The following is a 13,523-nucleotide window of genomic DNA, read 5'->3' as shown; positions in this document are numbered from 1 at the left end:
TTACTTAAGAGCACATGAGGGAGCTTATACTTGGCACAGAATTTGGGGAAATTGCCTGTCCAGAAAGTGACCTTCAGGCAAATTGTCGGGCTTCGACAAGACAGTGACGACAGGAGTTGCCTCGCGCCATTTTCTCTGTTTGAGCTTGTGGGGTAATCCCCCCCCTAAAAATGGGGGATTACCTTTCTCCAGCACGCCTCGCCCTAAAACCAGCAACACTCTCTGAATCTGGCGCATCGATGCGCTGCTTTCCTGGTTCCCGCTGTCGTCATCGCCCTGGGACTCTGTGAGAGAACGCACATATAAAAAGCCCTGGCGCTTACCAGTACCACTCCCATGTTAGCTTAAGCCTCGACGTAGTAGCGGACACGCTCCTTGTAGAGTTCATCGAACAGCGAGTTGGGCACTAACTGTCCATTCATATACTGGGTCTGGTTGATGACCTGGCCAGCGGTCAACTTACGAAAGGCTTCCTGGCTCAGGCGACGATCGACGACTGGCCGCCCAGAATGTGTCTCTTGAGTGAAGGTGGGTCTCGCTCATGCGGTGACCTCCTTGGCGGGGGCCTCCTAGCCTTCTAGGGAATGAAGGGGTGATACGAGAGTGTCACAACAGACATGACAAATTGAGTGGTTTGGCTGATCTGCGGTCACAAACTCATCTCGCGGCGTGATGTCCATTTCGGGGAAAGGTCATGCGCTTGATCATTGACATCTTTGGCAGATTTGGGTGGCTCGACAGTTGTCTTAATGGTGGATGACTGCCGAGCAGAGTCTTTTGGTTTTAGTGGGAATTTTGAGTCGAAAAAAATGGCAACCGACATGCAAAACAGTCGTATCGGAGCTGGTCAGCTGAATCGCCCCGGATATTCTAGACACCCGTTAGGCTCTTAAAGTAACGCCTTTCATACTCAACCGGTGACAAGTTATCACTTGTGCCGTGTCGGCGCTTTGGGTTGTAAAACATTTCAATATAATTGAACACGTCACATCTAGCTGCTTCGCGTGTTGAATAAATCTGTCGCTTGATTCGCTCTCGCTTTAGAAGTTGAAAGAAGCTTTCAGCAACGGCGTTGTCATGACAGTTACCACGTCGGCTCATGCTGCCTACCAAGTGATTCGCTTTCAGAAAGCTTTGCCAGTCTCCACTGCTAAACTGGCTTCCTTGATCCGAATGCACCATCACCGTTCCTTGTGGCTTGCGTCGCCAGACTGCTGATAACAAAGCATCCAGTACCAACTCCGTAGTCATGCGAGACTTCATCGACCAGCCAACCACTTGACGAGAAAACAGGTCGATAACTACCGCTAAGTAAAGCCAGCCTTCATAAGTGCGGATGTACGTGATGTCCGTCACCCAAGTAACATTTGGCGCTGTTACTTCAAACTGACGGTCTAAATGGTTAGGGGATACAACAGCCGGTTTTCCACCGCCATAGCCGCCAGGGCGTCGTCGATAGCCTGTCTGAGAACGTAAACCTTCCCTACTCATAAGACGCGCCACACGGTGCTTCCCGCAAGCTTCGCCAGCTTCACGCAAGTCCTGGTAGACCTTGCGATAGCCATATACACCGCCGCTTTCAAGCCAGGAGTGCTTGATCAATCCCAGCAAGCGCTCATCTTCTCGCGCTCGATTAGAGAGCGCTTTTTTACACCATGCGTAGTAACCGCTGGGGTGCACTGCCATCATCTGACACAAGCGACGTACCGAATATTGGCTCGCATAATTTTGAATAAACGCGTACCTCAGTCGGACTCCCTGGCGAAGTACGCGGTGGCCTTTTTTAATATGTCTCGCTCTTCTGATACGCGTTTGAGCTCGGCCTTCAAACGACGGTTTTCAGCTTGGAGATCATCATCTTCTTGCCGTTGTTCTACCGGCTTATCGTAGCGCTTGATCCAGATGTACAGGCTGTGACCTGACACGCCTAGCCGCTCAGCGACCTCGGCCACGCGATGGCCGCGCTCTACCACCTGCTTGACGGCTTCGATTTTGAATTCTTCAGTGTAGCGGGGATAGCTCATGGTTCCTCCTAGATACCTTTAGTATAAGGCCTGGAGGTGTCTACGAAACCTGGGGCGATTCAAGCACTGATTTTTGGTATGACTTGTTACATATAGCTGACTGGGCGATGCTGATAAGGCGAGCCACACGGGCGATTACCGAATGCCAACCAAGGTAACCATACCTCAACATCAGTCTGTGATGAGGTGGTTGCTGTCCTTGTTAGTACATTTCAATAAGGCAGCTGGGCGCTTGCTTTCTTTATGGTTGGAGACCTTGAACAATGCTAATCAGCAGTTCAAGGTTTTCTGCTTCATTGTCTTTTAGCCAAATACAGTGTGACTCGTGCGTGATAGAAACATCGGCTAAAGGTAGAAAGCTGACGTTAGAAAACTGTGTGTCTATCAGTGACTTTGGTACCAGTGCTACTCCCATGCTATTGGCGACCAAAGCGATCACAGTCAGCCAATGTGACACTTCGTGGGTTACATTTGGAGTTAGATCGGCAACGTGGAAGAGGCCTATGATGCGGTCGTAGTAGTAAGGGGAAAGATCTCGGCGAAACGTGATAAATGAATCACTGCACAAGTCTTTCAGGCAGATTGACTGTCGTTGAGCTAGCGGATGATGGCTGGGTACGCAGCCAAGCAATGGCTCGCTGGCCAGTGTCAGCTTTTCTAGCGTATCGGGAAGTGGCATAGCATGAATAAAACCGATATCGAGCTGTCCAGACTCTATTCCCTCAACCTGATCGGATGAACTACGTTCCAGCAACTTTACCTCAATGCCAGGGTGTGCCGATTTGAGCTTCTGTAACGCAAGCGGCAAACCGCGGAATAGCATGGCAGGCGTGAAGCCGATTCTCAAAATTCCCGAAGCCCCCTCTGCGATGCGCTGCATCATGATGCGCGACTCTTCCAGTTCCTCAAGCAGGCGTCTTGCTTGCCGCTGAAATACCTCGCCCGCAGTCGTTAACTTAACGCTCTTACTACTTCGCTGAAGCAACGTTACGCCCAGCTCGTCTTCGAGCTGGCGCAGGCTCGCGCTTAGCGGTGGCTGTGAGATATGCAGCTTTTCAGTGGCCCTACCGAAATGCAGCTCTTCGGCCAGCAACAAAAAATACCGCAATTGCCGAAAGGTGAGTGCCATCTGATGCTCCCATCGTTATGCATAGAATTATGTCAAATGACTTCAACGATACAGTAAATAGTATCGATAGATCCTTAAACGGTATTGGATGACCAGTGTTAATGGTTACTAGTATGCGAAAGATGCTATCGAAACTATAACAAGGAGAAGCGGTATGTCGAACGCTATTCACCGCAACATTCCCGATAACCGCGGACACAATGCCTTTACCAGTGACCCAGAGTTATCCAGCCTGTTAGCTGTTTATCTAGCCCCTGAGTTGCGCCAGCATACCGCCCCTTTTTTCGATGAGATGGGCAAGCTGGTGGGAGATGAGCTTGAAACACTGGCGCTGGCTGCAGATAAAAACCCACCGACCCTTCATCTGCGTACCCGCAACGGGGCTGATGCCCAGCATATCGAAAAACACCCTGCCTACCAGCAGCTGGAACACTACGCTTATTCGCATTTTGGTCTGGCGGCGATGTCGCACCGCGGCGGCGTTTTGGGCTGGCCGGAACCGATGCCGCCGGCTGTTAAATATGGCCTGACGTTCTTGTTTGTGCAGGCGGAGTTTGGATTGTGCTGCCCACTGAGTATGAGCGACTCGCTGACGCGTACGTTACGCAAGTTTGGCTCTGAAGAGTTAATTGCTCAGTTTATCGATAACCTGACCGCCCAGGATAAAGCGCAGCATTTTCAAGGGGCCATGTTTATGACCGAGCAGGATGCTGGGTCAGACGTTGGTGCGATTACCACTGAGGCTCGTTACGAGAACGGCGTTTGGCGACTCTATGGGGACAAATGGTTCTGCTCTAACCCAGATGCCGACTTAGCCATGGTGCTGGCACGACCTGAAGGTGGGCAGGATGGTACGCGTGGGTTGACGCTATTTTTACTGCCACGTCAGTTGCCTGATGGCCGTTTGAACAGCTACCGCATCCTGAGGCTTAAGGACAAGATGGGTACCCGCTCTATGGCTAGTGGCGAGATTGTTCTGGAAGGCGCAGAAGCCTATGTGGTGGGCGAAGAGGGCAAAGGCTTTAAACACATGACCGATATGATCAATATGTCGCGCCTTTCCAACGGTGTGCGTTCTGCTGGCTTGATGCGCCGCGCAATGAACGAAAGCCTGTATATTGCTCGTCATCGACATGCATTTGGTCGTCATTTGATTGAGCTGCCGCTGATGCAGCGCCAATTGCTCAAGATGATGCTAACCGCCGAGCAGGGGCGCAGCATGGTATTCCACACGGCCGAGTGCCTAAGGCGAGCAGATAAAGGCGATCAGGAAGCTGCAAAACTGCTGCGTATTTTGACGCCATTGATCAAGTTTCGTACGACCCGGGATGCCCGAAAGGTCACCGCTGATGGTATGGAAGTGCGCGGCGGGTGTGGCTATATCGAAGAGTGGTCGGATGCCCGGGTAGTGCGCGACGCCCACTTAGGATCGATTTGGGAAGGTACCAGCAATATTGTCGCGTTAGACGTGTTTCGTGCGATTCGTCGTGAAGGCACCTTACCTATTTTGAGTGGCTATCTGCATCGCCTGATCGAGGTTTCCGCCCTGGCCGAACGAGAGTGCTGTTTACTCAAACAAGTGTTGGATAAGGCTGTTCTGGCAGCTGAGAAAGTAGCGGGAAGCGCCGATAACGAACATGAAGTGCGACGTATCGCTAGTACGCTTTATCACGCCACCTCGACAGTTTTTCTTGCCTGGGAAGCGCAGCAGCAACCGGATAACCATCGCCGCGCCGCTCTAGCAGCACTGGTGCTGCGCTACAAGCTGCTACCACAGGATCCGACTGTCGTTGATGACCTGCCTGCAGAGCACTGTGCTGAGCTATTGGAAGAGCGGCCGATGGGGGCAGGCCGTGTAGTGCAGCTGATAGCCAAGCTGAACCTTCCCGAGCCTAACGCTGAGCGAGTGCCAGAGGTGGCGTCATGAGGACTCCTGCTGCTTGTTTGAGTGGTATCCGTATTCTTGATCTAAGCCGAGTACTGGGCGGCCCGTATTGTACCCAGGTGCTGGCAGATCATGGGGCGGATGTGATCAAGGTAGAACCTCCGCAAGGCGATGAAACCCGCGGCTGGGGGCCGCCATTTCAAGGGGATGCCTCTTCCTACTTTCATGGCCTGAATCGTGGCAAGCGTGGTATGGCGCTTGATCTGCGCCAGGATGCAGGTCGCGCCTTATTACTGGAGTTGCTTGAAGGCGCGGATGTGCTGGTTGAAAACTTCAAGCCCGGCACATTGGAAAAGTGGGGGCTGGGGTATGACGTCCTGAGTGCACGCTTTCCTGCGTTGATTCATTGCCGGATCAGTGGCTTTGGGGCGGATGGCCCGATGGGCGGCCTGCCCGGTTACGATGCAGTGATTCAGGCCATGGCAGGGCTGATGAGCGTTAATGGTGAGCAAGGCGGTGATCCCTTGCGAGTGGGCTTACCGATCGTTGATATCGTGACGGGGTTGAATGCGGTGATTGGAATTACCCTGGCACTGCATGAGCGAACGCGTAGTGGACAAGGTCAGTTTGTTGAAGCGGCACTGTTTGACTCGGGACTGTCGTTAATGCACCCGCATTTTCCGAATGTGTTCTATGGCGGCCCAGCCCCACAGCGCACTGGTAATGCGCATCCAAATATTGCTCCCTACGAGGTGTATAAGACCGCTACGCAGCCACTTTTCTTAACCGTGGGTAACAACGGTCAGTTTGCCAAGTTGTGCGCCGAACTGGGCTGCACCGAGCTGATCCAGGATTCGCGTTTTATCGATAATGGTACGCGTCTGGTCAATCGTGAAGCGTTACGTGAGGCGCTGGAAGGCGCCATGAAACATCAGGATGGGTTGATGCTAGCGGAACGCCTTATTCAAAACGGCGTGCCCTGTGGCCCAGTGCTGGAAACCTCCCAGGTGCTCGCTCACCCCCATACAACTCATCGAAAAATGATTGTTGAAATTGGCGCTTACAAAGGCACCGGCTCGCCGATTAAGTTAAGCCGTACGCCTTGTCATTATGAGCGCCCACCCCCCACCTTTTCGCAACACACGGAGGATATTCTCAAGGAGATGGGCGTCACGCCTGAACGCATTACTCAACTGAAAGAAAAGGGTACTACGCCGATTGATAAAAACGCCTGACCAAGGCCGAGGACAACCCTCGTCGGCTAATAAAACATCACTAACAACTTCAACAACAAGTGAGACGCCATCATGAAACGTAATCTATTAAACGCCAGCATTATTGCCGCTTCTTTTTCATTCTCTCTGGGAGGTGTGGCGACTGCCCAGGAACTGCCCAATACCATGACTTGGACAGCCTACGATGTCGGCTCGCAGGGGCATTCTGAAGCATCTGCTATTGCCGATGCCTTTGGTCGTGCTTACGACACGCGCATCCGTATTCAGCCAGCTGGATCTGCCATAGGGCGGTTGCAGCCGCTTGTGTCAGGGCGAGCGGATTATGCCTTCCTGGCGACCGAGTCATTTTTTGCATCTGAAGGAACCTTCGACTTTGCTGAGCGCCGTTGGGGGCCTCAGGATCTGCGTGCGGTGGCTGGCCGACCCTCCTCGTTTGGTATTCCCACCGCTGCCGATGCAGAAATTCATAGTCTGGAAGATTTGCGCGGTAAGCGTGTTGCGTATGCCGCGGGCAACCCTTCAGTGAGCGTGAAGTGCGATGCCATCCTGGCCTTTGCGGGGCTCACACGTGATGACGTTGAAGAGGTGATGTTCCCGGCACACGGTGCCGCCATGAGCTCGCTGGTACAGGGCCAAGCTGATGCCGTGTGCACCACGACCACGGCAAGCCAGCTCTATGAGCTGGAAGAGTCACCACGCGGGCTGCGCTGGGTGGATATTCCTGCCGACGACGAGGAAGCCTGGGCACGCATGAATCAGGTGGCGCCGGTCTTCCAGCCGTTCACCGAGACCATTGGTGCAGGCTTATCTGAAGATGCCCCGGCTAACATGCTGGCCTACCGCTACCCGATCATTGTCGCTATGGCCGATAAAGATGAAGACGAGGTTTATGCCTACATCAAGTCGTTGGATGAGTCTTACGACCTCTATAAGGATGCGACGTCAGCCATTCATCGCTGGTCGATCAAGGACTCTGGTGTCCCGCCGATTGATATCCCCTTCCATGCGGGTGCCGTGCGCTATATGCAGGAGCAGAACCTGTGGAGCGATGAAATGAATGCCTGGAACGAAGCGCGCATCGCTCGTTTAGAAGCCTTGCAAGCCGCATGGGAGCAAACCCTGGAAGAGGCTAGCGACCTTGATGACGAGGCCTTTAAAGCACGCTGGGAAGAGCGCCGTCAGGCCACGCTTGACGAACTTTAATGGCTTGAGGCACGGGGCCATTGGCCCCGGCTGCAATGGTGTCTATAGGTAACGGCCATGACGAATAATAGCGACAACACGACATCACGGCTCAACAAGGTTTCGCGCGGAATCGTTATGCTTTTGGGGTTGGCAGGGCTGCTTATGGCCATCAACCAGACGTTCTCGTTAGCCCTGTTTGGCTTTACTCCACTGGGGAATGCCTTTCTTTACTACCTGATCGGTATTTTCCTTGCGTCAGCATTGCTGTGTTATCCGGCGCGGGCCGCTGATAGCCAACGCCTACCCTGGTACGACTGGGGGCTGGCAGTCACTGCATTAGGATGTTCCATTTACTTGGGGTTGAACGGCCTGCGCATGATGCAGGAAGGTTGGGAGTTTTTTGCCCCCACCGAGGCGACGGCTATTGCCAGTGTCATGGTATTGCTGGTGCTGGAAGGGGTGAGACGCTGCGGTGGTTGGGCGATTTTTGCAGTGGCTCTGGTGTTTGGCCTGTACCCTATTTATGCAGGGAGCATGCCGGGTTTTCTATGGAGCAACCCTTTTACCCTGGGAGAAACTATTCGCTCCCATGTGATGGGCGTGGAAAGCATTGTCGGTGTGCCCATGCAGGTGGTTGCCAACCTGATCATCGGCTTTGTAGTATTTGGCATCGCCCTGACGATTACCGGTGGTGGTAAGTTTTTTATGGACTTCGCCACCGCGCTGATGGGGAAAAGCCGCGGCGGGCCGGCCAAGGTCGCCGTGATTTCCAGTGCGTTTATGGGCAGTTTGTCGGGCAGTGCGGTATCCAATATTCTGACCACTGGTGCGATTACCATCCCGGCAATGAAACGCAGTGGCTATTCAAAAGAGTATGCAGCTGCCGTCGAAGCCTGCTCTTCCACGGGGGGCACCTTGATGCCACCGGTGATGGGGGCGGTGGCGTTCATTATGGCGTCCTTTCTGGGCGTCAGTTATTCCGAGGTGATGATCGCCGCCTTATTGCCAGCCATTCTTTTCTATATGGCGCTTATCCTGCAGGTGGATAACTACGCCGCTCGTAACGGCCTAAAAGGCATGCCAGCCGAAGAGATTCCTAAAATTTGGCAAACCCTGAAGGCTGGCTGGCCCTACCTGTTAAGCCTAGCGCTGCTAATTTACATGCTGCTAGTGATGCGCCTGGAAAGCTACGCACCCTACTACGCAACGCTGGTTTTACTGGGTATTTCAATGGTGCGCCGCCACCAACGAATGAATGTGCAAAAAGGGCTGGATTTCTTTTTTCAGCTCGCGAAAAGCGTGGGCAATCTGGTGGCAGTGTTGGCGGGCATCGGGTTGGTGGTGGGCGGTCTTTCCTATACCGGCGTGGCGGGCTCATTTTCGCGTGAGCTGCTGCTTTATGCCGACGGTAGTATTCCGCTAATGTTGGCGGCCGGTGCGATCACTAGTTTTGTGCTTGGTATGGGGATGACGGTTAGCGCGTGCTACATTTTCCTCTCCATTCTGCTGGCACCAGCACTGGTTTCGGCAGGGCTTAACCCGCTGGGTAGCCATTTGTTTATTCTCTACTGGGGCATGCTTTCGTACATTACGCCACCGGTGGCATTGGCAGCGATTACCGCGGCGGGCGTGGCCGGTGCCAACAATACGAAAACCAGTCTGCATGCCGTGCGCCTGGGGGGTATTCTGTTTGTGTTGCCTTTCCTGTTTGTTCTCAACCCCGCGCTGATTTTGCAGGGTGACCCGCTGCGCATTGTTTTGTCGTCCATCACCGCCTTTGTCGCCATCTGGCTGGTGGCCGCCGCGATGGAAGGTTATCTCTATCGTGTGGGGATCATTGGCTATGTTGCGCGCCTATTCCTGCTGTTAACGGCAATGCTACTGATCTACCCTGGCCTGACGACAGACATCGTCGGCTTCACCGCTCTGGTAGGGATTTATAGCGCGTGTTGGGCTATGCAGCGCACGAGGCATGTTGATCATACGGCACCCTCATCACCGGAGAGACTACTATGACCGCCTGCGTTACCTATAAGCGTTATGACAGAGTGGAGGTTGTTTTGCATCTCTATCCCGTCTGTTAATGTTCTCAGCTATGCGGTGCGCAGCGGTTTAATGGCGGCTTTTGAGCAGGCAGAGGCTGATCTGCAGGCGAAGGTACTGGTGCTGTTGGCTAAGGTACGTACCTTTATTGCTGGTGCAGATATTAACGAGTTTGGAAAACCCACCCGAGCTCCGTTATTACCCGATGTGATTTTACGCATCGAGAGCTGTATAAAATCGGTTATTGCGGTGATGCATGGCACAGCGTTAGGCGGTGGGTTGGAAGTTGCCTTAGGGTGCCTCTGCGTGTTGCGCGTAGGGCTGGCTGAAGTCAAGCTGGGCCTTACCCGGTGCTGATGGTACACAGCGGCTACCACGGCTGGCAGAGGTTGAGGCTGCACTGGATATGATGACTCAAGGGTGCTTTCTTGATACGCAAAAAACCTTGCCAGCGGCATCTTCGATAGATTAAGTGACACCACTGACATGCTTGAAGCAGACTTGCAGGCCGCACTATGGGTTATCAGAAACGAGCAGGCAACCGGGTAACGCGAAACTTGCCAGCGCCACAGCTCAATGCGTTGGTACATCTGTCTCTTGCTGAGAAGCACGCATCCTTGGTAGGCTTTAAAATGGCAGCCATGGTTTTCTCACTGAGTTCGTGCAGCACCCAAGCGGCAAAACTCGATCTTTGGATACAGCATCTTATTAGAAAGCTTTAACAGACTATTCCTGACTTCTGACTTCTGACTTCTGACTTCTTGTGCTTGGTATCAATAGATATTGGTAGCTATCACTATTATCTATATATTTGTTAGATATATAGTAACTTTCTACATAAGAAAGAATAGGTAGCGATGGTAGCGTACACGTCAGCAGTCAAAAACGATGATAAAAGCACAGATAATCAAATAGCGCGCTTTGGTCACCCCTATCGCGATATATGCCAATGGGCTGCCCATCATGATCTCAGTGATGCTCTGGAACTGGCTTTTTGGACGCTTGGATTGGATCACCAGATCGTCGCGATTGGCAACCTGGTTAATGAATTTCACCATCCTGAATCAAAAGACATTCTGGCTCGATGGCGGCAAAATCCCACCCTTGCCTCGCTAGATGATCTGGCGAAAGCCATTCGTCAAGATCCCTTGATCAACCGTCAGTATCCTGCATTTCCTCATGCAGGAGACGCTACAAAAACGAAACAAACATATCGGTGATTTTCAACCTAGTTGTCCAAATGGCTGCCTCTAAGCAGCCTGTTTATTACGCTCGACTTCCTGAAGCTTGCCAGGGTTGAGCGCTACCGAACCGGGTACCTCCCAGTTTCGGGTGCTCCCCGACCAACGCTGTGGATGCCGACGTTTAGCTCTTTCATAAACCGCTTTGCGATGTTCAAGGCGTTCTCGATCGACACCTTGATGCCGGTCAGCGGGCGTCACGTAGCGAACACCGCTGGTGCGGGGGCGTACACACGTGGTAGCGATTGTAGCGTGTCCAGTGAGTGGACTTCCTCACGGGTCGCCTTGCGGAACTCATCAATTAGGAATTGGCCTGATAAGCACTTTACTCCTGAAGCAGTAACAAAATCCAAATGGCCAATGCGCTCAGGTACGTGTGTCTTAGCCAAATTCAGCATTGCGATACGATCACCTTCGCAGTCGCTTAGCCGAAGCTTTAGAAAAGGCGTTTTTGCATTGTCGAACTCCACCACGCGTCCCGTAAGGCGATAAGTGCCCGTAAAAGTGCGAGACAGGTGTGCTGGAGCTTGTTGATTAGGCCGTTTCATGGCGGTGCTCCTTCTCGGGCTTGGTGGACGTGGCATTACCTAATAAACGCTCAAAAGCAGAGCCGTCCATACGTGTGGCATTAGGCACATAGCGCGAATAGACCTTAAACAGCATCTCGGTTGAGCTGTGACCTAACATGCGCGCTACCCACTCTGGGTTCTCACCCGAGGCCAGAAACAGCGTCGCAGCGGTATGGCGCGTTTGGTACGGGCGACGTTTGGCCAGCCCAAGTGACCGTAGCAGTGGATACCACACGCGCTTCGTCACGTTATTGTGATCAAGCGGCTGCCCCAGTTGATTGCAGAACACATACGCGCTTTTATGCCCGGTAGCGGCGTACTGCGTTTTTAAGGCGTCATATACCTGCCCAAACATGGGGATTTCACGCTGGGAGCCATCGGTCTTGGTGTATTCCGTTTCGCCATTTATCAACGTCTCACGCACCAAGATTTCTCGTTTGGCGAAATCCACGTTCTTCCACTTCAACCCATCGACCTCCCCAGTACGCATGCCAGTAAAAAAGCGCACCGTGTAATAGTTACGATAGTCGGGGCGCACGTTATCAATGATGCGGTGGACTTCGTGGAGCGAGAACGGCTCGATGTGCGTCTTCTGCAGTTTTAACGGCTTAATGTTTTTGTAGGGCGTCTCGAAATCGAATCGCTCGGCAGCTTCATCCAGCACCATGCGAAGAATGGTCATATGGCTGTTGATGGTCTTTGGCGATACGAGCCCCGTGGTGCCACGCCCTTTGCGCTTGGCCAGCTTGGCGCGAAACCCCATGATGTCGGCCTTGGTGATATCACCAATGGGCTTTTTACCGAATTCGGGCTTCAGCGAGCTATCCAAGATCGAGCGCACATTGCGCACGTGGGAAGCACGCCACTGGATTTTGCTTTCCTCAAACCACTGCTCAGCAAAGTCGTTGAAGAGTGGTGTTTCTACCTTCTGCGATATGCTCTCAGTAGTTTGCATAGCCACTGTGGAGTTGAGATCAGCCTGCATAGGCGCCAGTTTTTTTAAGTTTTTGCTGCCAGGAAAAAACTCGGCGTAATCGAAGTCATCTAGCAGGATTTTGGCTTCTACCTTTGCAAGCAGTTACTCTACTTTTTTTCGGTTGGCAGGTGTGTCTTTCAGCGCGGTTTGTTCACGCAGCCGCAAGCCTTGATAAAAAAAGTCTAGGTAGAGCTTACCTGTCTCTTTACGTTGGCGGACTTTACCCATGACTAAAGCCTCCGTTGGCCATCGGAATGGATAGGTTTTTATGGGTCGCCTTCAGCATTTCTTTTTCAACGGCTTCCCAAAGGAACAAAATTTTGCGGCGGCCAAATGGCTTGATGTAGTGGGTACCCTCAATAAGAACGCTATCTTTTAATTGCTGGCGGATGGTGCGGCAGTCGTACTTAATGCGCTGAGCAAGCTCTTCGGTCGTTAGGTAGGTATATGATGCTTCCATCGAAAACCTCCATGAGGGGTGGTATTCTGAGTGACTAAAAGGCATTCCAAATATCAGAATGTCATCCTGAGTGACATTTTAGACGGCAAAAAGCCATTTGCAAGTGTTTTTTGCCATTCTGGATGACAAAAAATGTTTTAAGGAGGTTTTTGATGGTTCGTTGTCATCTTGCGCGCCTGATGGGTGAGCGCAAAATGAAGATCGTGGATGTGGCGCGTGAAACGGGTTTGAACCGCAATACCATCACGCTGCTTTATAAAGAAACAGCTCAGCGCATTGAGTTAGACGCGCTGGATAAGCTATGCAAGTTGTTCAACTGTGGGGTAGGGGATTTGCTCGAATTTGATGACGACAGGGAGAGATAAAAGAGCGCAAAGAGATGAGGCAGCTTGTTGCCTGAAGGTCGTAGGAAAAAATTTCTGAGGAAGAGAAAAAAGCCAATGTGTCACATATACTTCACAGATGTGTCACAGGAAGTTAGCCAACAAACAAACACAAAAAAGGCAGATCAGTAAGTAACTGATCTGCCTTTCAAAATATTGGTAGCGGGGACCGGATTTGAACCGATGACCTTCGGGTTATGAGCCCGACGAGCTACCAGACTGCTCCACCCCGCATCAACGTGTTGCGTATTCTACGCATTTTTCATCGTAAGTCAACCCTCTGCATAAAACGCTAGAAAGGCAGGTTGAGACTTTCATCGTGCTGCAACATTAAGCGAGTAGAGCTATGCTTTCATTAAGCATAATAAAAAGCTTACTGTTGGTAGGTCGCAC

General features: G+C 52.2%; 11 protein-coding genes, 1 tRNA gene and 3 pseudogenes. 7 read left to right on the top strand and 8 right to left on the bottom strand.

What is annotated here, in order from left to right; translation table 11 throughout:
- Positions 1–24 precede the first annotated feature (24 nt).
- From BB497_01505 to BB497_01490, 4 genes are all read right to left on the bottom strand, one after another.
- Complete coding sequence (locus tag BB497_01505) at positions 25–300, bottom strand: hypothetical protein (protein AVI61474.1); 276 nt, start codon at positions 298–300, stop codon at positions 25–27.
- Between the two features lie 570 nt (positions 301–870).
- Positions 871–1,689, bottom strand: coding sequence for a transposase (locus tag BB497_01500; protein AVI61473.1), 819 nt, complete (start codon positions 1,687–1,689; stop codon positions 871–873).
- A 56-nt stretch (positions 1,690–1,745) separates the two neighbouring features.
- Positions 1,746–2,024 carry a transposase gene (locus BB497_01495; protein ID AVI61472.1) on the bottom strand — a complete coding sequence of 93 codons (279 nt, stop codon included), beginning with the start codon at positions 2,022–2,024 and terminating at the stop codon, positions 1,746–1,748.
- Between the two features lie 241 nt (positions 2,025–2,265).
- Positions 2,266–3,153, bottom strand: a complete 888-nt coding sequence (locus tag BB497_01490; protein AVI61471.1) for a LysR family transcriptional regulator — start codon at positions 3,151–3,153, stop codon at positions 2,266–2,268.
- Positions 3,154–3,307: 154 nt separating this feature from the next.
- On the opposite strand from BB497_01490, the gene BB497_01485 reads away from it, so the two are divergent.
- The 6 genes and pseudogenes from BB497_01485 (at position 3,308) to BB497_01460 (ending at position 10,721) form a co-directional block, all read left to right on the top strand.
- Positions 3,308–5,080 (top strand): DNA alkylation response protein, encoded by a 1,773-nt coding sequence (locus BB497_01485; GenBank protein AVI61470.1) that lies wholly within the window; start codon positions 3,308–3,310, stop codon positions 5,078–5,080.
- Positions 5,077–6,273: a carnitine dehydratase gene (locus BB497_01480; protein ID AVI61469.1), complete on the top strand. Its 1,197-nt coding sequence runs from the start codon at positions 5,077–5,079 to the stop codon at positions 6,271–6,273. The genes BB497_01485 and BB497_01480 overlap by 4 nt, the downstream gene beginning before the upstream one ends.
- Positions 6,274–6,345: 72 nt before the next feature.
- A complete protein-coding gene (locus BB497_01475; GenBank protein AVI61468.1) occupies positions 6,346–7,476 on the top strand; it encodes a C4-dicarboxylate ABC transporter substrate-binding protein in 1,131 nt (376 codons plus the stop codon).
- Positions 7,477–7,533: 57 nt separating this feature from the next.
- A pseudogene (locus tag BB497_01470) lies at positions 7,534–9,411 on the top strand (C4-dicarboxylate ABC transporter).
- 102 nt (positions 9,412–9,513) lie between these two features.
- Entirely contained in the window at positions 9,514–9,858 is a 345-nt protein-coding gene (locus tag BB497_01465) for a hypothetical protein (protein ID AVI61467.1), read from the top strand.
- Between the two features lie 500 nt (positions 9,859–10,358).
- Positions 10,359–10,721, top strand: a complete 363-nt coding sequence (locus tag BB497_01460) for a hypothetical protein (protein ID AVI61466.1) — start codon at positions 10,359–10,361, stop codon at positions 10,719–10,721.
- 221 nt (positions 10,722–10,942) lie between these two features.
- On the opposite strand, the pseudogene BB497_01455 reads toward BB497_01460, so the two are convergent.
- The 3 genes and pseudogenes from BB497_01455 to BB497_01445 all read right to left on the bottom strand — a co-directional run bounded on the left by BB497_01455 (position 10,943) and on the right by BB497_01445 (position 12,747).
- Positions 10,943–11,290, bottom strand: a pseudogene (locus BB497_01455) (phosphohydrolase).
- Positions 11,277–12,515 (bottom strand): annotated as a pseudogene (locus BB497_01450) (integrase). Before BB497_01450 ends, BB497_01455 begins: the two co-directional pseudogenes overlap by 14 nt.
- Positions 12,508–12,747 (bottom strand): hypothetical protein, encoded by a 240-nt coding sequence (locus BB497_01445; protein AVI61465.1) that lies wholly within the window; start codon positions 12,745–12,747, stop codon positions 12,508–12,510. The pseudogene BB497_01450 and the gene BB497_01445 overlap by 8 nt, the downstream one beginning before the upstream one ends.
- 152 nt (positions 12,748–12,899) lie before the next feature.
- Between BB497_01445 and BB497_01440 the strand changes: the two genes are divergently transcribed.
- Complete coding sequence (locus BB497_01440) at positions 12,900–13,112, top strand: transcriptional regulator (protein ID AVI61464.1); 213 nt, start codon at positions 12,900–12,902, stop codon at positions 13,110–13,112.
- 175 nt (positions 13,113–13,287) lie between these two features.
- On the opposite strand, the gene BB497_01435 is transcribed toward BB497_01440, so the two are convergent.
- Positions 13,288–13,364, bottom strand: a tRNA-Met gene (locus tag BB497_01435).
- Positions 13,365–13,523 lie beyond the last annotated feature (159 nt).

Origin of the sequence: Halomonas sp. GFAJ-1, from assembly GCA_002966495.1 — a bacterium.
Lineage (GTDB): Bacteria > Pseudomonadota > Gammaproteobacteria > Pseudomonadales > Halomonadaceae > Vreelandella.
The sequence above is the reverse complement of the archived record's forward strand: the minus strand, read 5'-3'. Positions and strand labels throughout refer to the sequence as shown.

Excerpts from the sequence above, each read along its gene's own strand:
- BB497_01475 (AVI61468.1), top strand. The coding sequence starts at position 6,346 with ATGAAACGTAATCTATTAAACGCCAGCATTATTGCCGCTTCTTTTTCA.
- BB497_01480 (AVI61469.1), top strand. The coding sequence starts at position 5,077 with ATGAGGACTCCTGCTGCTTGTTTGAGTGGTATCCGTATTCTTGATCTA.
- BB497_01445 (AVI61465.1), bottom strand. The coding sequence starts at position 12,747 with ATGGAAGCATCATATACCTACCTAACGACCGAAGAGCTTGCTCAGCGC.
- BB497_01460 (AVI61466.1), top strand. The coding sequence starts at position 10,359 with ATGGTAGCGTACACGTCAGCAGTCAAAAACGATGATAAAAGCACAGAT.
- BB497_01490 (AVI61471.1), bottom strand. The coding sequence starts at position 3,153 with ATGGCACTCACCTTTCGGCAATTGCGGTATTTTTTGTTGCTGGCCGAA.
- BB497_01495 (AVI61472.1), bottom strand. The coding sequence starts at position 2,024 with ATGAGCTATCCCCGCTACACTGAAGAATTCAAAATCGAAGCCGTCAAG.
- BB497_01440 (AVI61464.1), top strand. The coding sequence starts at position 12,900 with ATGGTTCGTTGTCATCTTGCGCGCCTGATGGGTGAGCGCAAAATGAAG.
- BB497_01485 (AVI61470.1), top strand. The coding sequence starts at position 3,308 with ATGTCGAACGCTATTCACCGCAACATTCCCGATAACCGCGGACACAAT.
- BB497_01500 (AVI61473.1), bottom strand. The coding sequence starts at position 1,689 with ATGATGGCAGTGCACCCCAGCGGTTACTACGCATGGTGTAAAAAAGCG.